General features: G+C 46.3%; 24 protein-coding genes and 1 riboswitch. Of the genes, 18 read left to right on the plus strand and 6 right to left on the minus strand.

Annotated elements, in window-relative coordinates:
• The first annotated feature begins 82 nt into the window (after positions 1-82).
• Positions 83-880 carry a helical backbone metal receptor gene (locus XMG48_RS02805; RefSeq protein ID WP_173480533.1) on the plus strand — a complete coding sequence of 266 codons (798 nt, stop codon included), beginning with the start codon at positions 83-85 and terminating at the stop codon, positions 878-880.
• 3 nt (positions 881-883) lie between these two features.
• Here XMG48_RS02805 and XMG48_RS02810 read toward each other — a convergent pair whose 3' ends face one another.
• From XMG48_RS02810 to XMG48_RS02825, 4 genes are all read right to left on the minus strand, one after another.
• A complete protein-coding gene (locus XMG48_RS02810) occupies positions 884-1,234 on the minus strand; it encodes a hypothetical protein (RefSeq protein ID WP_173480534.1) in 351 nt (116 codons plus the stop codon).
• A gap of 18 nt (positions 1,235-1,252) precedes the next feature.
• Positions 1,253-1,816, minus strand: coding sequence for a cob(I)yrinic acid a,c-diamide adenosyltransferase (locus XMG48_RS02815; protein WP_173480535.1), 564 nt, complete (start codon positions 1,814-1,816; stop codon positions 1,253-1,255).
• Positions 1,817-1,826: 10 nt separating this feature from the next.
• Complete coding sequence (locus XMG48_RS02820) at positions 1,827-3,626, minus strand: TonB-dependent siderophore receptor (protein ID WP_173480536.1); 1,800 nt, start codon at positions 3,624-3,626, stop codon at positions 1,827-1,829.
• Positions 3,627-3,657: 31 nt separating this feature from the next.
• A riboswitch (cobalamin riboswitch) is annotated at positions 3,658-3,838 on the minus strand.
• Positions 3,839-3,908: 70 nt separating this feature from the next.
• Positions 3,909-4,808 (minus strand): ketopantoate reductase family protein, encoded by a 900-nt coding sequence (locus XMG48_RS02825; protein ID WP_173480537.1) that lies wholly within the window; start codon positions 4,806-4,808, stop codon positions 3,909-3,911.
• 67 nt (positions 4,809-4,875) lie between these two features.
• Between XMG48_RS02825 and XMG48_RS02830 the strand changes: the two genes are divergently transcribed.
• Entirely contained in the window at positions 4,876-5,358 is a 483-nt protein-coding gene (locus XMG48_RS02830) for a YajQ family cyclic di-GMP-binding protein (RefSeq protein WP_173480538.1), read from the plus strand.
• A 66-nt stretch (positions 5,359-5,424) separates the two neighbouring features.
• On the opposite strand, the gene XMG48_RS02835 is transcribed toward XMG48_RS02830, so the two are convergent.
• The gene (locus XMG48_RS02835) at positions 5,425-6,831 is read right to left on the minus strand and encodes an MFS transporter (RefSeq protein ID WP_173480539.1); all 1,407 of its coding nucleotides are present in this window, start codon (positions 6,829-6,831) and stop codon (positions 5,425-5,427) included.
• 111 nt (positions 6,832-6,942) lie between these two features.
• Positions 6,943-7,704, minus strand: coding sequence for an SDR family oxidoreductase (locus tag XMG48_RS02840; RefSeq protein WP_173480540.1), 762 nt, complete (start codon positions 7,702-7,704; stop codon positions 6,943-6,945).
• Between the two features lie 441 nt (positions 7,705-8,145).
• On the opposite strand from XMG48_RS02840, the gene XMG48_RS02845 reads away from it, so the two are divergent.
• The 16 genes from XMG48_RS02845 (at position 8,146) to XMG48_RS02920 (ending at position 24,060) form a co-directional block, all read left to right on the plus strand.
• Positions 8,146-8,649, plus strand: coding sequence for an FxsA family protein (locus tag XMG48_RS02845; protein ID WP_173480541.1), 504 nt, complete (start codon positions 8,146-8,148; stop codon positions 8,647-8,649).
• 219 nt (positions 8,650-8,868) lie between these two features.
• Positions 8,869-9,162 (plus strand): co-chaperone GroES, encoded by a 294-nt coding sequence (locus XMG48_RS02850; protein WP_173480542.1) that lies wholly within the window; start codon positions 8,869-8,871, stop codon positions 9,160-9,162.
• Positions 9,163-9,209: 47 nt separating this feature from the next.
• On the plus strand, positions 9,210-10,850 hold the full coding sequence (gene groL / locus XMG48_RS02855) for a chaperonin GroEL (RefSeq protein ID WP_173480543.1): 1,641 nt from the start codon (positions 9,210-9,212) through the stop codon (positions 10,848-10,850).
• A gap of 282 nt (positions 10,851-11,132) precedes the next feature.
• On the plus strand, positions 11,133-12,482 hold the full coding sequence (locus XMG48_RS02860) for a substrate-binding protein (RefSeq protein ID WP_173480544.1): 1,350 nt from the start codon (positions 11,133-11,135) through the stop codon (positions 12,480-12,482).
• Positions 12,483-12,571: 89 nt separating this feature from the next.
• Positions 12,572-13,588 (plus strand): branched-chain amino acid ABC transporter permease, encoded by a 1,017-nt coding sequence (locus tag XMG48_RS02865; protein WP_173480545.1) that lies wholly within the window; start codon positions 12,572-12,574, stop codon positions 13,586-13,588.
• A 1-nt stretch (position 13,589) separates the two neighbouring features.
• Positions 13,590-14,705 carry a branched-chain amino acid ABC transporter permease gene (locus XMG48_RS02870; protein WP_173480546.1) on the plus strand — a complete coding sequence of 372 codons (1,116 nt, stop codon included), beginning with the start codon at positions 13,590-13,592 and terminating at the stop codon, positions 14,703-14,705.
• Positions 14,706-14,727: 22 nt separating this feature from the next.
• A complete protein-coding gene (locus XMG48_RS02875; protein WP_173480547.1) occupies positions 14,728-15,483 on the plus strand; it encodes an ABC transporter ATP-binding protein in 756 nt (251 codons plus the stop codon).
• Positions 15,480-16,238, plus strand: coding sequence for an ABC transporter ATP-binding protein (locus XMG48_RS02880; protein ID WP_173480548.1), 759 nt, complete (start codon positions 15,480-15,482; stop codon positions 16,236-16,238). Before XMG48_RS02875 ends, XMG48_RS02880 begins: the two co-directional genes overlap by 4 nt.
• A 109-nt stretch (positions 16,239-16,347) precedes the next feature.
• On the plus strand, positions 16,348-17,277 hold the full coding sequence (locus tag XMG48_RS02885) for a hypothetical protein (RefSeq protein ID WP_173480549.1): 930 nt from the start codon (positions 16,348-16,350) through the stop codon (positions 17,275-17,277).
• An 87-nt stretch (positions 17,278-17,364) separates the two neighbouring features.
• Positions 17,365-17,916, plus strand: a complete 552-nt coding sequence (gene thpR / locus XMG48_RS02890) for an RNA 2',3'-cyclic phosphodiesterase (protein WP_173480550.1) — start codon at positions 17,365-17,367, stop codon at positions 17,914-17,916.
• Positions 17,917-17,942: 26 nt separating this feature from the next.
• Positions 17,943-19,295, plus strand: a complete 1,353-nt coding sequence (gene yegQ / locus XMG48_RS02895; RefSeq protein WP_173480758.1) for a tRNA 5-hydroxyuridine modification protein YegQ — start codon at positions 17,943-17,945, stop codon at positions 19,293-19,295.
• Positions 19,296-19,450: 155 nt separating this feature from the next.
• Positions 19,451-20,959, plus strand: a complete 1,509-nt coding sequence (locus XMG48_RS02900) for a fumarate hydratase (protein ID WP_173480551.1) — start codon at positions 19,451-19,453, stop codon at positions 20,957-20,959.
• A gap of 124 nt (positions 20,960-21,083) precedes the next feature.
• Positions 21,084-21,866, plus strand: coding sequence for an ABC transporter ATP-binding protein (locus tag XMG48_RS02905; protein WP_173480552.1), 783 nt, complete (start codon positions 21,084-21,086; stop codon positions 21,864-21,866).
• 27 nt (positions 21,867-21,893) lie between these two features.
• A complete protein-coding gene (locus tag XMG48_RS02910) occupies positions 21,894-22,631 on the plus strand; it encodes an ABC transporter substrate-binding protein (RefSeq protein ID WP_169450310.1) in 738 nt (245 codons plus the stop codon).
• 20 nt (positions 22,632-22,651) lie between these two features.
• The gene (locus XMG48_RS02915) at positions 22,652-23,371 is read left to right on the plus strand and encodes an ABC transporter permease (RefSeq protein ID WP_254442789.1); all 720 of its coding nucleotides are present in this window, start codon (positions 22,652-22,654) and stop codon (positions 23,369-23,371) included.
• Positions 23,368-24,060 carry an ABC transporter permease gene (locus XMG48_RS02920; RefSeq protein WP_173480553.1) on the plus strand — a complete coding sequence of 231 codons (693 nt, stop codon included), beginning with the start codon at positions 23,368-23,370 and terminating at the stop codon, positions 24,058-24,060. Before XMG48_RS02915 ends, XMG48_RS02920 begins: the two co-directional genes overlap by 4 nt.
• Positions 24,061-24,082: the final 22 nt, after the last annotated feature.

The raw sequence follows: 24,082 nt of genomic DNA on the forward strand, positions 1-24,082 counted from the left end.
AATGAAAGTCGCGCTAAAGCCCATGCTAAACTTGAGGCTTAATTCAATTATTGCTCAGTAATAAGTATTAATGAGGCTAGTTTTGCTGCTGCGCTTTCTGATTATTCTACTCATTCCTGCTTCGGCTCTAGCAGACCTTCGGTTGGTGGTGTTGTCGCCGGACCTTACTGAAAATATTTATGCACTGGGAAAAGGGGGTTGGGTTGTTGGTAGGGTATCTGCCGCGGATTACCCTAAAGAGATTTTAGATGTTCAAGTGATAGGGGACTACCAATCGCTCGATGCCGAAGCGATTGTGAAGTTAGATCCCGATTATGTATTGGCTTGGCAGGGGGGTAACCCCGAACGGCAGTTAACTTACCTTGAATCTCTGGGTCTGAATTTGATCAGGATTAAAGGCGATACTCTCACTGAGATACCTGCTCAGTTAACGGAGTTGGGTAGATTGCTCAATGCAGAGGCAGAGGCGAGTAATTTGATTGCCGAGTTTAATCGCCGCTTGGCCAGCAGCGCCGTCAAGGTAAAAGAGCCTAAGAGAGTTTTTTACCAACTATGGTCAGATCCGATGCTCACGCTTAACGCCCAATCGGTTGTTTCAGAAGCTGTGGATCATTGCGGTGGAGTCAATGTATTCAAAGATCGGCCTGAAATGGCACCGCAAGTCAGTATTGAATCGGTCATCGGTATGAATCCAGAGCTGATTTTAGCATCCGATGGTCTTCCCGATGCTTGGCAAGAGGCTTGGCAGCAGTGGCCATTTCTTGATGCGGTTAGGCACCAGAATCTCTATAAAATCAATTCTGATTATCTGCACCGTTTGACGATGAGAACTTTGGATGGAGTGGATGAGGTCTGTGAAATTTTGAGTCGCTTGGATTAACCACTACTCTGTTGCTTCATCTTTAGGTTTGTCGATCATTCCATCGATAAACGATTTGGTGTTTTCCCAAGCCTTTTTACCCAGATCTTTAGCTTGATCAGCCGTAAATCCTTCAATAAAGGATTTTGACTCTTCTAGTGCTTCTTCACCAAACTCTTTCGCTTTACCCGCCCCGATTTTAGCCGAACAGAGAGTTCTTTCAGCAACGCAACGCGAGATACAACCCGCTTTTTCAGCATCATTGGTAATGAAGCGAAGTTTACAGGATGCTTCGCACACATCTTGATCAAACGCACAGTCTGCAAAACTGGTTTTGCTGAAGGTAAGAAGCGTAAGAAAAGCCAGAAGGCGCATGGTTGGGTTCTCGATAGATTAATTTTTAGGTGAACGTTGTTGCCAGAGTATCTCTTCTTGTCCATCGCGTCGAGCTAGGACTCTGCCTAGTACAAACAGCAGATCCGACAGGCGGTTTATATAGGCTATGGCTTGCGGATTGACGCTACTCTCCTGTGCTAGCTCCACCAAGCCGCGTTCAGCTCGCCGGCAGACCGCTCGGGCGAGATGAGTGTGAGCCGCTTCAGGTGTTCCGCCTGGAAGAATGAAATTCTCTAGTGTTGGGAGGGTGTCGTTGTAGTGATCCAACACCTCTTCAAGCCAATTAACCATCTCGGGTGAAATAACCACATAGCTGTCATCAGCAATGGCAATCTCACCACCAAGATCGAACAGATCGTTTTGAATTCTGCGAAAGGTTGGCGATAGATCATCAGCTTCTGAAAGGTGTGAATCGATCACACCAATCAGACTATTTAACTCATCAACAGTACCCATCGCTTCAACACGCGGATGTGTCTTATGCACTTCTGCACCAGTGGCGAGTCGGGTAGTTCCTTTATCGCCAGTACGTGTATAGATTTTGGTAAGTCGATTAGCCATATTTTTACCATTAAAAGCTGTAAGTTAACGTTGCTTCAAAGTATCTGCCGCGGCCATTGTAATCATAAGCAACCTGATAATCTTCATCTAAAACATTATCCACTTTTAAAGAGACTTTCATTGAATCTGTATAGTTTTTTATCAAGCCTAAATTGATTGTTGTCGAGGCTGGCAAATGACCGTTGCTACCGTATGTTTTTAATCGATTTATCCAATTTAGTGATGAATTAATACTGAAATCACTCGCTATATCTTGGTTGTAGGATAAAACGAAATTATCCATTGGACGCTCATCCAGTTGGTTGCCGTTTGCATCTTTAGTTTGTGTGAATGAGTAAGATGCAGATAAATCAGCCGATGCCCATCTCTGTTTTAGTGAAATCTCTGTGCCTTCGCTGGTCGCTTTGGCTACGTTTTTCATGCCACCAGAAGAGTATTGAATAAGGTTTTTAAAGTCATTTTTAAAAAATACGATTTCAGAAGTGAAGGAGCTGTTAATTAGATTTCTAACCCCAACTTCAGTTGATTTAACCTCTTCTGGTTTAAGGTCCGTATTACCGTAAACTGGATCTAAGTCTGAGAAGGTTGGTGCGGAAAAGGCTGTTTTCATTGAGCCGAAAATAGATGCCATTTCATTTAAATTATAATTAAATCCCGTCGACCAAGTGTTATTGGTTCCCCATTGGTCGTGATTTTCATGGCGAACGGTACCTTCAATAACCAAGTCATCAATCGTGTGCTCAGCACCCAAATAGAAACCTTTGGTTATGTAATCTCCACTACCGTAGGTGCTACTTCCATACTCTCTTCTTAAATCAATCCCTCCATGAAGGTTGGTTGTATCAGAGAGGCTATAATTTACGGAGGTGTTCCACTCATTGGTATCAATTATAGTCTTGCGAGTATCAGCAGGTTTATTTAACCGCTCGTTTTCCGTTCTGCTTAACTTTGAATCAACAGAGAATTGGCTCGTTGTGTGTTTGAACCCAAGGCTTAAATATTTAGTTGTGTATTCAGTTTCATTATTGTATTTGATGTTCCAAGTTGGGTTATCAAAATCAATGTAGTCATACTGGTTTGTGCCCTTCCAAAAACCAGTATCTAAATTGACCGTTGTTGTATTGCTTAATGATTTAGAAAGGTAAACATCAACATTCTGTTTTTTGTAACCATCATCATCGTTATCGCCACGGATTATAGAAGTGTGAGTGTCGAAACCATCGCTTTTTTCATGGGCTATAACAATTTTGCTTTCAAAACTGTCATCGCCACGTTTGAGCTCGATTTTTTCTTTTAAAGTATTTTGAGAGCCCGCAGTTATGCTTACTTTGTTGCTGTTAGTTTCTGCACCAAAATCTTTAGTGAATATCTGGATGACACCGCCAATTGCATCCGCACCGTATTTGCTCGACAACCCACCACGCACTACTTCGATTCGTTCAATTGAATCTAGAGGTATATTTTCTAGTTCGGCACGGCCATCATTTGTCGATGTAAGTCTTCTGCCATCCATAAGAACAATGCTGTGGTTTGATGATGTTCCACGCAAATAAACTTTAGCTTGCGAACCATTCCCACCAAATCGCTGGATATACACTCCAGCCATTGATTCTAGTGCTTCACTCAAAGAGGAGAATTGTCCGCTTTCAAGTTCCTCACTGGTTAAAATAGATATCGCTTGAGGTGTGGTCGCAATAGAAGAAGTTATTCTTTTTGCGGTCACTGTAACTTTTAATGGGTCAATTGATTCAGCAATAGCAAAAGAGGAAGCTGTCGACGCTGCCAGTAAAAGGGTCGTAAATAATTTCATGATCTCTCTCGATGCGCCCACCGCGCATGGTTGGATGGAATTGAGAGTGGGCCGGTATCCGGGCTTGGAGGTCTCTATCTCAACGCCTTCCCAGCTGTCGCCAGTGGCATGATGTTGAAATAACCGTCCTTACCGTTGCGGGGGCAGCGTCAGTTTTTCACTGAACTTCCCGTTTAACCCCATTAAAGGGCACCTACTCCGATGAGTGACGCGCATTGTATCAGCGCGACTAGGTTAGGCAACTTGAATCGATTCAAGCGATGTTGAATGGCATTCACTCTGTTAACGTTCAGCAAGCGTTAGGCTTTGGATGGTATTAAGCATCTTTTTGTTACAGGGAACTTCGACTGCGTACTTTTTAGCGAGATCCACAATGGCCCCGTTAATATGCTCAACTTCAGTGCGTCGACCCTTTGTGACATCCTGCAACATGGATGATCGGTTTCTATAGGTTAATTCGGAAACGCTTTTAACTTCTTCAATCAGTGGTGTGTGACGATCAACCCCTATCTTGATCTCAAGCCGCTCAATTTCCTCTGCCAGGTTGGTTGTCACTGTTGCCCGCTCGTCAGTCGAAAATATTTCGCCATTAGTGCATTGATGTATGGCAGTGACAGGATTTATACAGCAGTTTATCGCGACTTTTCGCCATAAGATGGTATCGATATTATCGATCCAGTCGGCTCCAAAAAGCGGTGATACTTTACTATCTACCTTTTTATTAAGGCTTCCGATTAGCGTAGTGCCATCTGCCGCATGAACCGTATGGAAAGGTGCCCGATTAAATGCACCATCGGTCGTACTGGCAAATAAAATGTTGTGATCTGTAAAGGTCTCTTGAATCGTCTGTTGTACGCCGTAGCCATTGATCATAACGACGATGGTGGCATCACTCGCTAACTGATTTTGAACCGCGTTCATGGCATTAAGTGCATCAAACGCTTTAGTAGTGATTAGTAGATGTGTAATGGTGTCAGAAAGATTTTCTGCTACGGTTGCTGCACACCTAACAACCCTCGTCTCTTTATTGGGGCTCTCAACACGAAGTGATTGTCCATTGTGAATGAATGCGTCGACCTGTTCAGAAGAACGGAGTACTAATGTTATCGCTTCGCCTTGTCGATGTAATCGATCAGCCCAAAGGCTGCCAATCGCACCTGCACCAATAATATGCCAAGTCACACGTACCACTCCTAATGAAAAAAGGTATTATATCGACCATTCATTCGTTTTAAGAGAGGAGAGGGCGATGCCATCGTTCGATATTGTTTCTGAAGTAGATTCTCATGAAGTGGCTAATGCGGTCGATCAAGCGAATCGTGAGATCTCAACACGTTTTGACTTTAAGGGCGTGGATGCCAGTTTTGAGCTAGACGGTGAATCGGTTAAAGCGGTAGCTGAAGCGGACTTCCAGTTAAAGCAGATGATCGATGTGCTTCGAGCTAAGTTGGTTAATCGCAAGATCGATCCAAACTGCATGGACATTCAAAAAGCTGAGCAGAATGGTAAACAGGCTCGCCAGACGATTGTTCTTAAGCAAGGTCTAGATCAGGCGGCGAACAAGAAGCTAGGTAAATTGATCAAGGACTCAAAGCTAAAAGTTCAGACTCAAGTGCAAGGCGAACAACTGCGTGTCACCGGTAAGAAACGTGATGACCTTCAAGCGGTCATGGCGCTGCTGCGTGAGTCAGATTTTGAACTGCCTTTACAGTACAAAAACTTCCGCGACTAGAGGTTACGCTCAATAAAAAAGCGACGTCTGAAAAGAGGTCGCTTTTTTGTTTCTTAAGAGTCGTGATCAGCTTTGCTCACGTTGATTCTGTTCTAGAGTCTTAGCTTGAGCTACCTCCAGTTTGTCGCGCAGCATCCACAGCATGACCAGTGATGGAATGACCATCAAGAAGGTGATGATAAAGAACAGTGACCAGTTACCATCAAGGCCATCTACCATGGTGCCACTGAAGCTCGCCAGCGTTGTACGACCGAGGTTACCCAACGACGCGAGTAGGGCGTATTGAGTGGCACTGAACGCTCGTCCTGTCAGTGCTGTTAGGAAGGCTACAAAGGCAACTGTTGAGAAGGCGGTAGTAAAGTTATCGACGATAATAGTTGCTGCAAACAGCCACTCTACTGGCCCAACTTCTGCTATCAGTGCGAACATTAAGTTAGATGCACCCATTGCGATACCACCAATCATAAGCCCTTTAAGCACACCAAAGCGAACGTTGATGGCACTGCCGATGAGTGTGAACACTACCGTCGCGATCCAGCCTAGCATCTTGGTGTATTCACCAATCTGCTCGTTTGTAAAGCCAACCTCTTTATAGAAGACCACTGACATCCGGCCCAAGAAAGCCTCGCCAATCTTAAACATAAAGATAAAGGCGATTAGTGTGATGGCTACCGACAGACCGTTTCGGCGAATAAAATCGGCAAAGGGTTCAATGACCGTAACTGCGAACCAGCTGGCGAAGCGACCTAAACCAAAGCGGTTTTGGTAGTTCTCTTCCAGTTTGCTCTGAAGGTTGGAGCGGCGATCGACTGGCTCACCCACTAACAGAGTAAATACCATTAATAGGCCCATGATCACTGCCATAACACCGTAGACACCATTCCAGCCCATTGAGTCGGCATTAACGAAGGCTAGGTAGCCTGGAAGCGAGTAGCCAGTCCACCAGCCGACAACGGCCATAGCTGAAGCGGGCGGCATCTTCGTGGTTTCATTGATATCAAACTGGTCGATACGGAAAGCGTCAACTGCAATGTCTTGGGTGGCAGATGCAATGGCGATCATCAATGCGATCAGTGAGATGTAGAGCATACCCGGCACTTTGCCAGACTCTGTGGTTGGTTCTCCCATCGCGGAATAGGCACTGCTTGGGTCTGCCTGAGTGATCAGCAGAATCATAAACAGCATGATGCCCTGACATAAAAATATCCAAGAGCGGCGTTGTCCTAAACGGCTTAAAACCGGCAGGCGAACACGATCGACCAAAGGGGCCCATAAAAAGTTAAATGCATAGACGGCAAAGATCGAACCGAAGAAACCGATGGCGGTTCGAGATAGGCCCTCATCTTTGAGCCAACCGCTCATGTTGGAGCCGATTAGAACCCAGGGGAAGCCGGAGCTACACCCCATCAAGAAGACCCAAAGTAGGCGCTTATCTTTATAAACTCGAAGGGTATCGATCCAGTTTGTTAACATTTTTTATAGCATCCTTAAAACTTAAAGTTGATGCTATCAATTCGTGTATGAACGGTAAATGAAGCAATAAAAAAGCCGGCAGAAGCCAGCTTTTTTAAAGAGCGATTCGAATTAGATTCGAAGACCACCATCAACCTCGAAACAACGACCTGATACATAGTCGTTTTCAAGGATGAAAGAGACAGTGTGGGCGATCTCTTCAGGTTTACCTAGACGTTTAGCCGGGATACCCGCAGCGATTTTCTCGCGTGCTTCCTCTTTCATCGCCATAACCATCTCAGTACCGATGTAGCCTGGTGCAATCGATGCTGCACGGATACCGTAGCGAGCAAGCTCTTTCGCCCAAGTAACGGCCATCGCTTCTACACCTGCTTTAGTCGCGGTGTAGTTGGTCTGACCCATGTTACCACTGCGAGAGATAGAAGAGATGTTGATAATGCAGCCTTCTTGCTTGTTTTTGATCATTTGTGCCGCAGCTTCACGGGCACAAAGGAAAGTACCAGTAAGGTTTACATCCATTACTAGGTTCCACTGATCCATGCTCATTTTCGAGACGATTTCGCCATCTTTTACTTTGATGAATAGACCGTCACGTGTGATGCCAGCATTGTTAACAAGACCGTTTAAGCCACCCATGTCGGCAACCACCGATTCGAATAGAGCTTCAACTTCAGCCTCTTTAGAGACATTGCATACGTAAGTGCGGCCATCGCTGCCAGCAGCTTTTACTTGATTGAGAGTCTCATCAAGGTCATCTTGGTTAAGGTCTACCAGTGCAAGACGTGCACCTTTGTTTGCTAGCTCAAGTGCCATTGCACGGCCAAGACCACGACCACCACCAGTGATCACTACTACTTTATCTTTTAGATCCATTTCCGGACTCCTACCAACAATCTAATATTTTCAGCGCTTAAGGCTGATTGCTGCCTGTTTTTATTTTGCGTTGCAGCTAGTGCACTGCACAAACTAAGCCTTCTGCAGTGCAAAATCCATAGCTTTTGTGGAGTTTTTTAAAAATTGAAATAAATAGTTAGTTGAGAGGCTAGTGAATTCCGTTTTTGTGCATTTAAGTAATTGAATTTATTGTTTATTCAAGTTGGTTATACCCACCATTTAAGGTATTAGACATAGGTAAAAGATCACTGCACAAAAGTGATATTGCGCTGCAAAAGCCCGGTTGTAGTCCTGCTGTAGCTCGGTTGTAGTCTATATGTAAAAAGTTGCCTGAATGTAAATTTAAGTTAAACCACCTGTTGTTCTCTTTAGATTTCTTTTAAGCCTTGATAGCCTTGGTTAAAACAGAGCGAGAACAGCATGCCAATACTCTTTATTATCTTTGTCGTAATCCCCGTTATTGAAATCACCATCCTTATAAAGGTCGGTCAGGCGATTGGTGGCTGGTATACCGTGGGCCTGGTTCTGCTGTCAGCTTTTATCGGGGTAAATATGTTGCGTTATCAGGGTGTGACGACTCTGTTAAAAGCTCGCAGTCGTATCGAGAGCGGTGAGATTCCGCTATCAGAAATGAGAGATGGGATACTGATAGCGATAGGCGGAGCCCTTTTGGTTACCCCTGGGTTTGTGACCGATGTAATTGGTTTCTCCTGCCTGTTGCCATTCACTCGTGGCCTGTTTTTTAATCTTTTCGGACAACGCATAAGTGATGCGTTTACCAAGAGTGGTGGGCAAGCACACTTTTACTCATCGACCCAGAACTCCCAAGAACCCTTCTCTCAAAATAGAAGTGACATCATTGATGGTGATTTTGTTGAGGTGAATGACCCAACAAGTAATAACGACGACAAACGGTTGCACTAATTTACACCGGGTTGTCCATTAATAAGTCCTGCACTTTCTGCTTGTGGCCTGCTAAGACCTAAGTTGGAAATTTAAATTTTTTTCAGCTTGGGTGTTGAAATCTTTTCCCCCCTCCCCAATTAAATATTTCACCTAAGAATTGTCGGTGAATTATTGGTTCACTGGCTTTAAACAAAAAACCAACATCGTATTGGATCCTAGATTCAGGAGAAGAACCAGATGAAAATTCGTCCACTTCATGACCGTGTAGTAGTTCGTCGTAGCGAAGAAGAAGCTACTTCGGCTGGCGGTATCGTATTGCCAGGTGCAGCTGCAGAGAAACCAAACCAAGGTGAGGTTGTCGCAGTAGGCGCTGGTCGTGTCACTAATGATGGCCAGGTTGTTGAGCTGTCTGTCAAAGTCGGTGACAAAGTGATCTTTGGTCAGTACGCGGGCACTAACACTATCAAAGTAGATGGTGAAGAGCTGCTGATCATGCAAGAGAGCGAAATTTACGGCGTACTAGAAGCCTAATTCGTTTTACTGGTAAAGAATTGAATAAATTTAAAGGATTCTAAGAAATGTCTGCTAAAGAAGTACTCTTTGGAAATGATGCTCGTCAGGGCATGCTTGCTGGCGTAAACGTTCTAGCAAATGCGGTTAAAACAACTCTAGGCCCTAAAGGTCGTAACGTTGTACTAGAAAAATCATTTGGTGCACCAACAGTGACTAAAGATGGTGTCTCAGTCGCTAAAGAGATCGAACTTAAAGATAAGTTCGAAAACATGGGCGCACAGATGGTTAAAGAAGTAGCCTCTAAAGCTAACGACGTTGCTGGTGACGGTACTACGACTGCAACTGTTCTAGCTCAAGCGATTGTTAATGAAGGTCTTAAGTCTGTTGCAGCGGGAATGAACCCAATGGATCTTAAGCGTGGTATCGATAAAGCGGCTGCTGCTGTAGTTGCTCAGCTTGCTGAAATGGCTGTGCCATGTGCTGATTCTAAAGCGATTGCTCAGGTTGGTACTATCTCTGCAAACTCTGACGCTGAAGTGGGTAACATCATTGCAGAAGCGATGGAGCGTGTAAGCCAAGATGGTGTCATCACTGTTGAAGAAGGTTCTGGTTTCGAAAACGAACTAGACGTTGTTGAAGGTATGCAGTTCGATCGCGGTTACCTATCTCCTTACTTCGTAACTAACCAAGACTCTATGGTTGCTGAACTAGAAGATCCATTCATTCTTCTAGTTGATAAGAAGATCTCTAACATCCGTGAGCTGCTTCCAGCACTTGAAGGTGTTGCTAAATCATCACGTCCACTGCTTATCGTAGCGGAAGACGTTGAAGGTGAAGCGCTAGCGACTCTTGTAGTGAATACTATGCGCGGCATCGTGAAAGTGTGTGCTGTTAAAGCGCCTGGTTTTGGTGATCGTCGTAAAGCAATGCTAGAAGATATCGCTATTCTTACTGGTGGTCAGGTGATCTCTGAAGAGGTGGGTCTGAGCCTAGATGCAGTTGAACTTGAGCAGCTTGGTCAAGCTAAGCGCGTAGAGATTAGCAAAGAGAATACTACCATTGTTGACGGTGCTGGCGCTAAAGCAAACATCGACGCTCGTGTTCAAGCGATCCGTGTACAGATGGAAGATACTACATCTGAATACGACAAAGAGAAGATGCAAGAGCGTGTTGCTAAGCTAGCAGGCGGTGTTGCAGTGATCAAAGTGGGTGCTGCGACTGAAGTTGAGATGAAAGAGAAGAAAGCTCGTGTAGACGATGCACTTCACGCAACTCGTGCAGCCGTTGAAGAGGGTATCGTTCCTGGCGGTGGTGTTGCTCTGATTCGCTCACTTCAGGCTGTCGAGAGCCTAGAGGGTGACAACCATGATCAGACGATCGGTATTCAGCTAGCACTACGTGCAATGGAAGCACCACTTCGTCAAATCGTAGCAAACGCAGGTGGTGAGCCATCAGTGGTTGTCAACGAAGTTCGTAACGGTAAAGGTAACTACGGTTACAACGCGGGTACAGAAGTCTACGGCGATATGCTTGAGATGGGTATCATCGACCCTGTTAAGGTAACTCGTTCGTCACTTCAGGCGGCAGCGTCAATTGCGGGTCTAATGATTACGACTGAAGCGATGGTTGCTGAGATCCCAGAAGATAAGCCAGCTATGGGTGCACCTGATATGGGTGGCATGGGTGGTATGGGCGGCATGATGTAATCATCCCCCCCAAAAGTGAAGCCCCGAGCGGTCAGCCGCTCGGGGTTTTTTTATGTCTATAATTCAGTAGTTGAAGAGGTTCTTTATACCGCTAAGTTTTTGTATTTACTTTAATATTTTTACTTTGGTTATAGGTTGGTATGAGATTTCATATCTTGAAAGAGTTTTCCTAGTACATTGGTCTAAATCAACCTTTAGTAGGGTAGTCACTCAGTGTTGACTCTAGTAGTTTGCAGTTTCCGATTGTAATAAAAACAAACCCAACAACGGAGTTACAAAGTAATGACTGATAAGACTCAAGGCGTTTCACGCCGTACGGTACTTAAAGGCACTGCAGCTTCTGCAGCGGCTATCGCAGTACCAAGCTTCTACATCCCAACTGCTTCTGCTGCAGGTTCGTTCCGTAACGACCCTAAGGCTTCTGGTAAGTGTGTCCTAGGTTTTAACGTACCTCAATCAGGCGCTTACGCAGATGAGGGTGCAGACGAACTACGCGCATTCAAACTTGCTGTTAAACACCTTAACGGCGAAGGCGATGGCGGCATGATGCAAACCATGAAACCAATGAACCTTAAAGGTAACGGTATTCTTGGTATGAAAGTTGAGTACGTAACTGGTGATACTCAGACTAAGTCTGACGCAGCACGTGCATCGGCTAAACGTATGATCGAGAAAGATGGCGTTATCATGTTCTCTGGTGGTTCATCATCAGGTGTGGCTATCGCAGTTCAGGCTCTAGCTGAAGAGATGGGTACCATCTTCATGGCAGGTCTAACACACTCAAACGATACAACTGGTAAAGACCGTCGTCGTCACGGTTTCCGCCACATGTTCAACTGTCACCAATCAGCACTAGCGCTGCGTCCAGTACTTAAAAACGAGTACGGTACAGATCGTCAGGTTTACCACCTAACAGCTGACTATACTTGGGGCTGGTCTCAGCAGGACTCTATCGAGAAGGGTATGGCTGCTGAAGCAAACTGGAACACAGTTGCTAACGTTAAAACACCAGTAGGTGCAGGTGACTTCTCTCAGTACATCACACCAATCCTAAACTCTGGTGCAGATACTCTTATCCTTAACCACTACGGCGGTGACATGGTTAACTCTTTGACTCAGGCGATTCAGTTCGGCCTGAAAGATAAGCAAGTTAACGGTAAGGACTTCCAGATCATCGTTCCTCTATTCTCTCGTCTAATGGCGAAAGGTGCGGGCGACAACATGAAGGGCATCCTAGGTTCTACAAACTGGAACTGGAAGCTAACTGACGAAGGTTCTAAAGCATTTGTTAAGTCGTTCGGTCAGGAATACGGTTTCCCACCATCACAGGCTGCTCACACTTGTTACGTACAGACTATGCTTTACGCAGATGCTGTTGAGCGTGCTGGTACTTTCGATCCACAAGCAGTTATCGCTGCTCTTGAAGATCACGAGTTCGATGGCATGGGTAACGGTGCTTCTCTATACCGTAAAGCGGACCACCAGGTAATGAAGAATGGCCTAGTGGTACGCGGTAACATGAACCCAACATCTGACTTCGACCGTCTTGAAGTATTGGATGTGGTTTCACGTGAGAAGCTTACTTACGATCCAAACGAAGGCCCATTCGCCGGCGGCGCTCAGTGGTCTTAATCCAAGTGTAATTTTAATTACACCTTGGCACGCGAAGGGGTCCAAGGGACCCCTTCGTTTTTTATTAGCTTTTTTGGAGATTCATAGCTGTGGATGCAATAATCCTCCAGATCTTGAACGGTCTAGATAAGGGTGGTGCTTATGCACTGATTGCCCTAGGTCTAACGTTGATTTTCGGTACCTTAGGTGTCGTGAACTTTGCTCACGGTGCTCTTTTCATGTTGGGTGCTTTCGTCGCAGTTTCAGTTCGCGAAGTACTTACTATTTCAACAAAAGTTAAAGATGAGTCGGTTACTTTCTTTGAAGCATTCAAAGAGATCCCATACCTAGAGCTCTGGCTCGGTGATACGGGTAGAGCCATTATCGACTGGTCTGTTCCAATATCGATTTTAATCGCTATACCTATCATGCTTGTGATTGGCTTGGTGATGGAGCGTGGTCTAATTCGCCACTTCTACCGTCGCGCACATGCTGATCAGATCCTTGTAACTTTCGGTCTTGCGATCGTTATTCAAGAGATCATCAAAGCTATCTACGGTGCAAACCCGATTCCACAGCCAGCACCAGAAATGTTTGAGGGTACAGCGAACATCGGCGCACTCTTGGGCTTAGGTGACAATATCGTCTACCCGAAATGGCGTCTTGTTTATTTAGGCTTTGCTGCGATTGTCATCGCTGCAGTGTTTGCCTTCTTGCAGTTTACAACCTTTGGTATGGTGGTTCGTGCCGGTATGGCGGATCGTCAAACGGTTCAGTTGTTGGGTATCAACATCACCAAACGTTTCAGTATCGTCTTCGGTCTAGCTGCGGTCGTCGCAGGTTTGGCAGGTTTGATGTACACACCAATACTCTCTCCTAACTACCACATGGGTATGGACTTCCTAGTTCTGTCATTCGTGGTTGTAGTAGTGGGTGGTATGGGTTCACTACCGGGTGCGGTAGCGGCAGGTTTCCTACTCGGTATCCTCCAATCGTTCGCATCGATGAACGAAATCAAACAAATCATCCCAGGTATCGACCAGGTAATTATCTACCTAGTTGCAATGATCGTACTGCTCGTTCGTCCACGTGGTCTAATGGGTCGCAAGGGTGTAATGGAGGACTAAGATGCATATTGATAAATTTACACCTAAATCAGACATGATGATGCTGCTGGGCTTTGCAGCAGCCGTCCTGCTAATGCCACTTTGGCTTCAGCCATTCGGTGCAGCCTACCCAGACTTAATGCAGCGTTTCGCTATCTTCGGTCTGTTCGCAATTGGCTTTAACATTCTATTCGGTCAGACAGGTTACCTGTCGTTTGGTCACGCAGCGTTTATCGGTGTGGGGTCTTACACAACGGTTTGGATCTTCAAGCTGTTTACACTGAACATCCTTCCAGCGATGGTTGCCGGTGTTGTGGTGTCAGGTATCTTCGCCCTAGTTATTGGTTTCATCTGTCTTCGTCGTACAGGTATCTACTTCTCGATCCTGACACTGGCTTTAGCTCAGATGAGTTACAACCTTGCTTACTCTGTACTCACACCTATCACCATGGGTGAGACAGGTCTGCAGGTTGAAGCGGCTGACCCACGTGCTTGGGATGCGCCTCTAGCTGAAGGTGCGGTACCTCGTACCAACCTATTCGGCATTGAGATGACAGACTTTGGTGGCCTAGCAGGCTTCTACATCTGTGCAGCATTCTTGATTGTTGGTTTTTATGTCGCTCTACGTATCACTCGTTCACCTTTCGGTTCGATGCTACGTGGCCTTAAAACTAACCAAAACCGTATGTCATACACAGGTTTGAACACTCGCCCATATGCACTGGCAGCGTTTGTAATATCAGGTATGTATGCGGGTCTTGCTGGTAGCTTAATGGCAGCGATGGACCCTCTAGCGGGTGCGGAGCGTATGCAGTGGACTGCATCAGGTGAGGTTGTTCTTATGACAATCCTTGGTGGTGTCGGCACATTGGTTGGCCCGTTCCTTGGTGCGGTAGCTATCAAGTACTTCGAGAACATCTTCTCTGCTATCGATGGTGCAGTTCTGACTAGTGCTCTAGATTTCCTACCAGACTTCTTGGTTTCTGGCCTTGTTCCAGTACTGTCTCTGTTCGTAGGTAAAGGTTGGCACCTAACGCTAGGTCTAATCTTCATGCTGGTCGTTATCTTCCTGCCTGGTGGCATCATGGAAGGTTACCGTCGAATCAAAGCTCGCTTCTCGAAGCAGGGCGAAGAGTAACTCAAGCTAACAGGATATTTATATGTCAGTACTAGAAATCTCTGGCGTAAACAAAACATTCGGTGGCTTGAGAGCACTGGATGACGTCAACTTAAAAATTGAAGAGAAAACCGTTCATGCGGTCATCGGTCCGAACGGTGCCGGTAAATCAACACTGCTTAACGCAGTTATCGGTAAGTTGATCCCAGATAACGGCACGATTTCGTTCTCTGGTAACAGCATGATCGGCCTTAAGCCACATAAGATTAACCAGTTGGGTATTTCACGCGTGTTCCAAACTCCTGAGATCTTTGCCGATCTTACGATTATGGAAAACATGATGATCCCTCTGTTGGCTCACCGTGATGGCGAATTCAAGCTTAATGCTTGGAAACGTTCTGATCAGGATGCTGATCTGCAAGAGAAAGCAGCAAAATACCTTGAGTATGTGAACATGCTGGGTAAATCTGATGCTCACGCAGGCAGCATGAGCCGTGGTGATAAGCGCCGTCTTGAGTTGGCAATGTGTCTCTCTCAAGAGCCAAAACTACTACTTCTTGATGAACCAACCGCGGGTATGGCACGTGCCGATACCAACAACACCATCGATCTGTTGAAGAAGATCAAAGCGGATGGAATGACCATGGTCATCATCGAGCACGATATGCATGTAGTCTTCTCACTCGCTGATAAAGTGAGTGTTATGGCGGCAGGTCACGTGATCGTTGAAGGTTCTCCAGATGAAATTAAAGTGAACCCTAAAGTTCGTGAAGCATACTTGGGAGGAGCGGAAGTATGACCAATACAGTCGCAACTGAAGCCGTTAGAACTCAAAACCTGGGTACACCGGTTACCTACTGTTCTATCCACGATATTCATGGTTACTACGGTGAGTCTTACATCGTTCAGGGTGTGAGTTTCAATATCCATGAGGGTGAGATTCTTGCTCTACTTGGCCGTAACGGTGCCGGTAAAACATCAACGTTGCGTACCATCGCACGTTGTGATGACCCAGTATTAAAAAGCGGTGAGATCTGGTTGGATCACCAAAATATTCACGACATGACAGCGTATGAAGCGTCACAAGCGGGTATTGCACTGGTTCCTGAAGATCGCTGTATCATTCCTGGTTTGACGGTAGAAGAGAACCTGCAGCTGGCTCAAATTGCGCCTCCTAAAGGTTGGAATATCGAACGCATCTACGAGCTATTCCCTCGTCTGGGCGAGCGTCGTAACCAAGAGGGCGTCACTCTGTCAGGTGGTGAGCAGCAGATGCTTGCGATCGGTCGCGCGCTCTGTCGAGACATCAAAGTTCTTCTTCTTGATGAACCTTATGAAGGTCTGGCTCCGGTTATCGTTCAAGAGATTGAGCGTACTCTACGTGAGATCAAAGAGCTGGGTATTACTACCGTGATTGTCGAGCAGAATGCAATTGCTGCACTGAAGCTTGCTGATCGCGCAGTGATCCTTGATACCGGTAACGTTGTATTCGACGGAACCGCTCAAGAAGTTCTTGATAACGAAGCGCTTCGTAACGAGTACCTAGCGATTTAATCGCGCTCTTATCAGTACTCCACCTGTGCCCAGCTTTGCTGGGCACTCTTTTTTGGGGGGGATAAAACTGGTAATGTATCACTTTCTAATTGAGTAAGAACCCTCTTCAATGTCTGAACGTCGCGAACCAGGATTCAATTTAGATCAACTGGCCGAGCCAGTGCCCACTCTTGAACCTGAAAAGCAAAAACCTCAAGTGCCTAACAACCCCACTAATGCCGCCGTTAAGCCCTCTTCTAAAAGTAGTGGTTTAGCAACGGGTGTTGCTGTTATTGCACTGTTAGTGGCTGTGGCTATGGCTGTATGGAACTACCAACTGACTCAAAAGATGGATCAACAATCCGTTCTTCTGGAACAGATGAACTTATGGCTTGAGAGTACCGATGCAACGCTGACGAAGACAACGACTTCAGCGTCACAATCAGGTGAAACCCTCTCTTCTCGATTAGAGCAGCTTAATGGTCGTGTTGAAGATCGTATTAAGCATTTTGACTCTGAGATCGCTAAGCTTTGGACCGTTTCGTATCAGCGCAATAAGCCTCAGTTGGAGAAGCAGGGCAAGACGATTGAAGCACAAGCTAAACTGATTAAATCTCAGGCTGAATCGATAAAAAGCATTCAGTCAGGTGTGGATCAAGTTCAAGCACAAGCTAAAAAGAGCGAAGGGTCTGTTAATAAACTGTCCAAATCAGTATCAGAATTTGATAGCAGTTTGAAAAAACGTGACCAGCAACTATCAAAACTTAATGACCTAGTTGCCAGTAAAGATAAGCAGATCGCTCAATTAAGTGAACGGGTAGCTCAACTCAACAGTGACCTTGAGTTTCAGCTCTCTATTGAACGGGACGAGAGAGCAAGGCTTTCAGAGCAGCTTGAACAAGTTAAGGCAGGTTCCAATTCCAGTGATCTTGATGGCCGTTTAGCGACCATTGAAGATCGTCTCCGCTCCATTGATTCTAGTCGCCAGTCGGTCAATGCCGAACTATTGAACATCAAACAACAGCTCAATACGCTGCTGCTTGAAGGAGCTATTCGTTAGTTGAATTATTCGCAACTGATCAATACTTGTCCAAATCCTTGCCAATGGGCACAATACGCGCCACATGAAATGGAGCTGAGTTAAGACGTGAAGCTAAGAACCTTTTTTGCTTTACGCATTCCTGATAGAACGGCTCGAGAGCTCGCTAATCTTTCTGATGAGTTGTGTCAGTTTGATTTAGGGCTGGACGCAACCTGGTTTGATTCATCTGGCTATCACCTGACGCTCTGCTTTTTAGGAGATGTCAGCCTAGAACAGATAGAACAGCTCGAGAAACGTGCCACTCAAATAGATTTTGGTAGTCGTTTTACCGTTCAGCTAGATCAGGTCAGTTATTACGCCGTTAATCCGAGACTCTCCCTGATCGCGGCGATGACCGCGCAGAATAGTCAGCTAACGATGCTCCATGAGCAGTTAGTGGCGTTAGCCGAAGAGGTTGGCATTGTTTGTAAAGATCAGAACTTTATGCCCCACGTCACCTTGGCACGCTTGCCAGCGGACAATCGATTTGCTGTCGACAGAGAGTTGCCGCCTATCGATCATAGCCTGCCGGCTGACTCGATTGTGCTTCTTCAGAGCACTGAGGGTGATCATGGCAGTGTCTATAAGCCGCTTTTCGAAGTGCCACTTACACGCTAAACCGTTTAACCAATTTTGAGAACATGATGCGAAAACCCGAGCTATTGTCCCCTGCAGGGACCTTGCGAAATATGAAGTATGCCTTTGCCTATGGTGCTGATGCGGTCTATGCCGGTCAACCGCGCTATAGCCTTCGTGTACGTAACAACGACTTTACTCTTCAGAACCTTGAAGAGGGGATCAATATTGCGCATCAACTGGGTAAAAAGTTTTTTGTCGCCAGTAACATTCTGCCGCACAATTCAAAGTTGGGTACCTACATGAAGGATATTGATCCTGTTGTAGCGATGAATCCTGATGCCATGATCATGTCCGACCCTGGCCTGATTATGATGGTCAAAGATAAGTATCCAGATCTTCCGATTCACCTCTCTGTTCAGTCGAATACTATGAACTGGGCTGCAGTGAAGTTCTGGGAGCGAGCAGGTATTGAGCGAATCATCCTGTCACGTGAACTCTCGCTAGATGAAGTGGCTGAAATACGTCAACAGTGTCCGGATATTGAGCTTGAGGTCTTTGTTCATGGCTCACTCTGTATCGCCTACTCAGGTCGCTGTCTGCTATCGGGTTACATCAACCACCGAGATCCAAACCAGGGTACTTGCACAAATGCTTGTCGTTGGAAATACGATGCTCATGAAGCTCAGGAAGATGAGTCCGGTGATGTGGTTCCCGTTCAGAGCTTTGATCCAGGCGAAGAGAAGCAGCCTGCCCTAGGTGAAGGTAAGCCATCAGATCAGATCTACCTGCTCCAGGAGGAGACTCGCCCTGGAGAGTATATGCCGGCCTTTGAAGATGAGCACGGTACCTACATCATGAACTCAAAAGATCTGCGCGCCATTCAGCACGTGCATCGCTTGACGGAGATGGGCGTCGACTCTCTGAAAATTGAGGGACGCACTAAGTCGCACTACTACGTTGCCAGAACCGCGCAAGCTTACCGTCAAACCATTGACGATGCAGCGGCTGGTCGCCCATTCGACAAGGGGCTAATGGATGTCCTTGAGAATCTTGCAAACCGAGGATACACCGAAGGTTTCTACCGTCGTCATGTTCACGACGAATACCAGAACTATGAAACGGGTAACTCTGTGGGTGTGCATCAGCAATTTGTCGGTGAAGTGGTTGAGCGTGACGCGGACTCTGGCAAGCTTGTTATCGATGTGAAGAACAAATTTGAGGTGGGTGACACACTTGAGTTGATGACCCCTCAGGGTAATCGTCGCTTCAAGCTTGATGAGCTGTATGACAAGAAAGGTGCTCGAGTCCATGTTGCCCCAGGTTCAGGACACCGTGTGACACTACCACTCGATTTTGATACTGATATGGAATACGCGCTACTGATGCGTGATCTTCCAAACGCTCCAGAGAGGGCGTAAATGATAGCCGGCGACTGAGCCGGCTTTTTTGTCTCTACAGGTTCTGCTTAGCCGTTAGACAAAGTGTGGTCATCCCATCTCGATTGGATGATGTATAATCTTGCAGCACTGCAGGGGTGGAGCCCCCTGATCATCACTATAAATGGAGTTTTCCAATGAGCGTTATTCGTCAAGACGACCTTATTGATAGCGTTGCTGATGCGCTACAGTTCATCTCTTACTACCACCCAATCGACTTTATTGAAGGTGTGCACGAAGCCTACCTGAAAGAGGAGAACCCAGCCGCTAAAGATGCGATGGCGCAGATCCTAATCAACTCACGTATGTGTGCCGAAGGTAAGCGTCCTATCTGTCAGGACACCGGTATCGTTACCGTATTCCTTAAAGTGGGTATGAACGTACAGTGGGATGCTTCAATGAGCGTCACCGATATGGTCAATGAAGGTGTTCGTCGTGCCTACATGCACCCTGATAACGTTCTACGCGCCTCGATTCTTGCCGACCCTGCTGGAAAACGTCAGAACACCAAAGACAATACTCCTGCTGTTATCCACTACGAAATTGTAGAGGGCGATGAGGTAGAAGTTCATGTGGCTGCTAAAGGTGGTGGTTCAGAGAATAAATCGAAGATGGTGATGTTGAACCCATCTGACAGCATCGTGGATTGGGTGGTTAAAACGGTACCGACTATGGGTGCTGGTTGGTGTCCACCAGGTATGTTGGGTATTGGTATTGGTGGTACTGCCGAGAAGGCAGCAGTCATGGCCAAAGAGTCTTTGATGGACCCAATTGATATTCATGAGCTACGTGAGCGTGGCCCGCAGAACCGTGTCGAAGAGCTTCGTTTAGAGATCATGGATGCGGTCAATGAGCTAGGTATTGGTGCACAGGGTCTTGGTGGTCTGACAACGATTCTAGACGTTAAGATCATGGACTACCCAACGCACGCGGCATCTTTGCCAATCTGTATGATCCCTAACTGTGCTGCGACGCGTCATACACACTTCACTTTGAAAGGTGATGGTCCAGCCGTTCTCACACCACCAAGCTTGGATCAGTGGCCAGAAGTGACCTTTGAAGTCGGTGCTAATACACGCCGCGTCAATCTTGATGAGATCACACCTGAGTCGGTTAAAGAGTGGAAGGTTGGTGAAACTATTCTGCTTAACGGTAAGATGTTAACCGGTCGTGATGCTGCCCATAAGCGCATGGTTGAGATGCTCAATAACGGTGAAGAGTTACCAGTTGATCTGAAAGGGCGATTCATCTACTACGTGGGTCCTGTCGACCCTGTCCGTGATGAGGTTGTAGGCCCTGCTGGCCCAACAACGTCAACACGTATGGATAAGTTCACACGTCAGATTCTAGAGTCAACGGGCCTATTGGGGATGATTGGTAAATCAGAACGTGGTCCAATCGCTATTGATGCGATCAAAGATAACCAAGCTGTTTACTTAATGGCTGTAGGTGGTGCAGCGTACCTTGTATCTAAAGCGATCACTGACTCAAAAGTGCTAGCCTTCCCAGAGATGGGCATGGAAGCGATCTATGAGTTTGAAGTCAAAGATATGCCGGTGACTGTGGCTGTAGATGTGAATGGTGAGTCTGTTCATACATCTGGTCCAGCTAAATGGCACGACATAATCGTTAAAGCGAAAGGCTAAACGAAAACTCACATTAAGGGCCGCGTTTATCGCGGCTTTTTTGTTTGTGGAATATAGAAGGCTTGCCGTGTGTCACTATTCTCGCTAAAGTCCCTTGATTACATGACTGTTTGGTTAAGTTTTAATGTCTCAAGATTCACAACCCGCTACTGCGCTTCGCATGATCGATATTCATAAATCCTACGGATCCCTGAACGTTATCAAAGGGGTCTCACTGGAGGCGAAAGATGGCGATGTGATCTCTATTCTCGGTTCGAGTGGCTCGGGTAAGAGTACGCTACTGCGCTGTATTAACCTGCTTGAAAATCCAAGCAAGGGTGAGATCTATCTTGGGGATGAGAAACTTGAGTTGGTGCCATCTAAGAGTGGCGAGTTGCAGGCTAAAAGTCGAAAGCAGCTTGAAAATATGCGTTCGCGTATCGGTTTTGTATTCCAGAACTTTAATCTCTGGCCGCACCGTACTGTGTTAGAGAATATTACAGAAGCTCCCATTCAAGTTTTAAAACAGTCTAAAGATGAGGCGGTGGGGCAGGCAAAACTGATCCTAGAGCAGGTCGGTCTCGTAGATAAGATCGATGCCTATCCTAGTCATCTTTCAGGTGGCCAGCAGCAGCGTATTGCGATAGCACGTGCTTTAGCGATGGATCCACAGCTGTTATTGTTCGATGAGCCAACTTCAGCGCTTGATCCTGAGTTGGTCAATGAAGTGCTGGCGGTCATGCGGGATCTGGCCTCACAGGGACGCACTATGCTGATAGTAACCCATGAAATGCGCTTCGCACGTGATGTTTCGAGCCAGGTTGTCTTTCTTCATGAAGGACATATCGAAGAGCAGGGAACACCAGAGAAACTATTCGAAAATCCTTCATCTGCAAGGGTGAAGGCCTTTATGTCGAGTCATCAATAGGACAGTAGATCCTAATAGGAGAAAATAATGAAATTAAAAAACCTCGTCGTTGGTCTTACTTTGAGTGCTGTTGCAGCCTCTTCAGCTTTCGCAGGCGATAAAATCCGTATCGCTACTGAAGGTGCATACGCGCCTTTCAATATGGTCGATGACAAAGGTCAGCTTCAGGGCTTTGACGTAGATATCGCTAATGCACTTTGTGCTGAAATGAAAGCAGACTGTACGCTAGTGGCACAGGATTGGGACGGTATTATTCCTGGTCTTATGAGCCGTAAGTACGATGCAATCATCGCATCAATGTCGATCACAGAAGAGCGTCTAAAAGTTGTCGACTTCACTAACCCATACTACTCAAACGTTCTCGCTTACGTGGGTCCTAAAGGTCAGTCTATGGGTGACATGAAGGGTAAAACGCTTGGTGCGCAGCGTGCGACTATCGCTGGCCAGTACCTTGAAGACAACATGTCAGGAAGCGCGAGCGTAAAACTGTACGATACTCAAGATAACGCATACTTAGACCTTGCTGCCGGCCGTCTTGATGGCATGCTGTCAGATAAGTTCCCAGCATACGACTGGCTACGAACTGATGACGGCAAAGGCTTTGAGTTCAAAGGCCAGGATATCGACATCGACGATAAGATCGGTATCGCAATTCGTAAAAACGATGCTCTAAAAGAGAAGTTCAACAAAGCACTTCAAGCGATTGTTGATAACGGTACTTACGCGAAAATCAACGCTAAGTACTTCCCATTCTCGATCTACTAATCGGGACAGGCTGTGCCTAAATGGCGCAGCCAATATCTTACTCTATGTTTGATCTTCACGGCTTCGGTCACCTTCTTTGGGAGGGTGCCTGGATAACTATTCAGCTTGCGCTCGCTAGCCTATTTTTTGGCCTTATTATTGGGCTTGCTGGTGCCTCTGCGAAACTATCCTCGATTGCGCCACTTCGCTGGTTAGCAACCGGATACACAACGCTGATTCGTGGAATACCGGAACTGCTTTTAGTGCTCACCATCTACTTTGGTGGCTCGATGCTGTTGATGGCTATCGCAGAGCGTTTTGGTTATACAGATTACATAGAGGTGAGTGCTTTTGCAGCGGGTGTCACGGCGCTCTCTATTGCATTTGGTGCCTACGCTACTGAAGTTTTTCGAGCGGCTATTCAAGCGCTCCCGAAGGGCCAGTGGGAGTCAGCCTATGCTTTGGGCTTGCCTCGCCTGACGACCTTCTATCGAATTATTCTGCCCCAGGTTTGGCGTCTTGCGCTGCCAGGTCTTGGCAACCTTTTCCAAGTCCTTCTAAAAGATACCGCACTCGTCTCTGTTGTTGGTTTGAACGACATTATGCGACAGGCCTACGTTGCGACGGGGTCTACAAAAGAGCCGTTCACTTTCTACATGGCAGCCGCACTGATCTATCTTGGTCTCACGGCAATATCTACTTTGATAACTACTTATCTTGAGCGCGCATCAAATCCTGCTGAGAAGAGGGTTGCAGCATGAACTGGTCATGGGATGTGATCTGGGAATATTTTCCACGCCTCTTTGATGGCGTTTGGTTAACACTAGAATTGGTTCTCTATTCAGCCTTAACGGGGCTAGCGATTGCAGTGCCTCTTGCGCTGATGCGTGCCTCTAAAAATCGCTTAGTTTCTGCGCTTCCTTGGGCATACATCTATTTCTTCCGTGGCACGCCGTTATTGGTCCAAATATTTTTGATCTACTATGGCTCAGCTCAGTTTGATCTCATTCGAAATACATCCCTTTGGGAAATTTTCAGTGAACCCTTCTGGTGTGCACTGATAGCGTTAACGCTGAACACTGCAGCGTACAGTGCTGAGCTTGTTCGTGGTGCAATCCAGTCTATTCCAAAGGGGGAGATTGAAGCTGCAGAGGCTTTTGGTATGTCGAAACTGGTTCAGATACGACGTATCGTCCTGCCTCGTGCTTTCGGTATTGTGCTTCCTGCTTACGGGAATGAGTTAATTCTGATGTTGAAGGGTAGTGCGCTCGCCTCAACCATTACTCTGTTGGATCTTACGGGTATGGCGAGAACCATTATTGCTCGTACTTATACCCCGCTGGAGATCTTTTTTGCGGCAGGTATGTTGTATCTTGCTATCGCTGCGCTATTTATTTTGGCGTTCCGGTTTATTGAGCGCTGGCTAAATCGCTATCAATACCCGCGATAACTTTTATCGATTCTGAGCAGAT

It is taken from the genome of Marinobacterium sp. xm-g-48 (assembly GCF_013282925.1).
GTDB lineage: Bacteria > Pseudomonadota > Gammaproteobacteria > Pseudomonadales > Balneatricaceae > Marinobacterium_E.

Bases quoted from the DNA above. Each gene is read 5' to 3' on its own strand.
- XMG48_RS02845 (WP_173480541.1), top strand. From the start codon at position 8,146: ATGCCAATACTCTTTATTATCTTTGTCGTAATCCCCGTTATTGAAATC.
- XMG48_RS02905 (WP_173480552.1), top strand. From the start codon at position 21,084: ATGTCTCAAGATTCACAACCCGCTACTGCGCTTCGCATGATCGATATT.
- XMG48_RS02840 (WP_173480540.1), bottom strand. From the start codon at position 7,704: ATGGATCTAAAAGATAAAGTAGTAGTGATCACTGGTGGTGGTCGTGGT.
- XMG48_RS02830 (WP_173480538.1), top strand. From the start codon at position 4,876: ATGCCATCGTTCGATATTGTTTCTGAAGTAGATTCTCATGAAGTGGCT.
- XMG48_RS02885 (WP_173480549.1), top strand. From the start codon at position 16,348: ATGTCTGAACGTCGCGAACCAGGATTCAATTTAGATCAACTGGCCGAG.
- XMG48_RS02915 (WP_254442789.1), top strand. From the start codon at position 22,652: ATGGCGCAGCCAATATCTTACTCTATGTTTGATCTTCACGGCTTCGGT.
- XMG48_RS02835 (WP_173480539.1), bottom strand. From the start codon at position 6,831: ATGTTAACAAACTGGATCGATACCCTTCGAGTTTATAAAGATAAGCGC.
- XMG48_RS02900 (WP_173480551.1), top strand. From the start codon at position 19,451: ATGAGCGTTATTCGTCAAGACGACCTTATTGATAGCGTTGCTGATGCG.
- yegQ (WP_173480758.1), top strand. From the start codon at position 17,943: ATGCGAAAACCCGAGCTATTGTCCCCTGCAGGGACCTTGCGAAATATG.
- XMG48_RS02815 (WP_173480535.1), bottom strand. From the start codon at position 1,816: ATGGCTAATCGACTTACCAAAATCTATACACGTACTGGCGATAAAGGA.
- XMG48_RS02920 (WP_173480553.1), top strand. From the start codon at position 23,368: ATGAACTGGTCATGGGATGTGATCTGGGAATATTTTCCACGCCTCTTT.
- XMG48_RS02850 (WP_173480542.1), top strand. From the start codon at position 8,869: ATGAAAATTCGTCCACTTCATGACCGTGTAGTAGTTCGTCGTAGCGAA.
- groL (WP_173480543.1), top strand. From the start codon at position 9,210: ATGTCTGCTAAAGAAGTACTCTTTGGAAATGATGCTCGTCAGGGCATG.
- XMG48_RS02880 (WP_173480548.1), top strand. From the start codon at position 15,480: ATGACCAATACAGTCGCAACTGAAGCCGTTAGAACTCAAAACCTGGGT.
- XMG48_RS02875 (WP_173480547.1), top strand. From the start codon at position 14,728: ATGTCAGTACTAGAAATCTCTGGCGTAAACAAAACATTCGGTGGCTTG.
- XMG48_RS02870 (WP_173480546.1), top strand. From the start codon at position 13,590: ATGCATATTGATAAATTTACACCTAAATCAGACATGATGATGCTGCTG.
- XMG48_RS02910 (WP_169450310.1), top strand. From the start codon at position 21,894: ATGAAATTAAAAAACCTCGTCGTTGGTCTTACTTTGAGTGCTGTTGCA.
- XMG48_RS02810 (WP_173480534.1), bottom strand. From the start codon at position 1,234: ATGCGCCTTCTGGCTTTTCTTACGCTTCTTACCTTCAGCAAAACCAGT.
- XMG48_RS02860 (WP_173480544.1), top strand. From the start codon at position 11,133: ATGACTGATAAGACTCAAGGCGTTTCACGCCGTACGGTACTTAAAGGC.
- XMG48_RS02820 (WP_173480536.1), bottom strand. From the start codon at position 3,626: ATGAAATTATTTACGACCCTTTTACTGGCAGCGTCGACAGCTTCCTCT.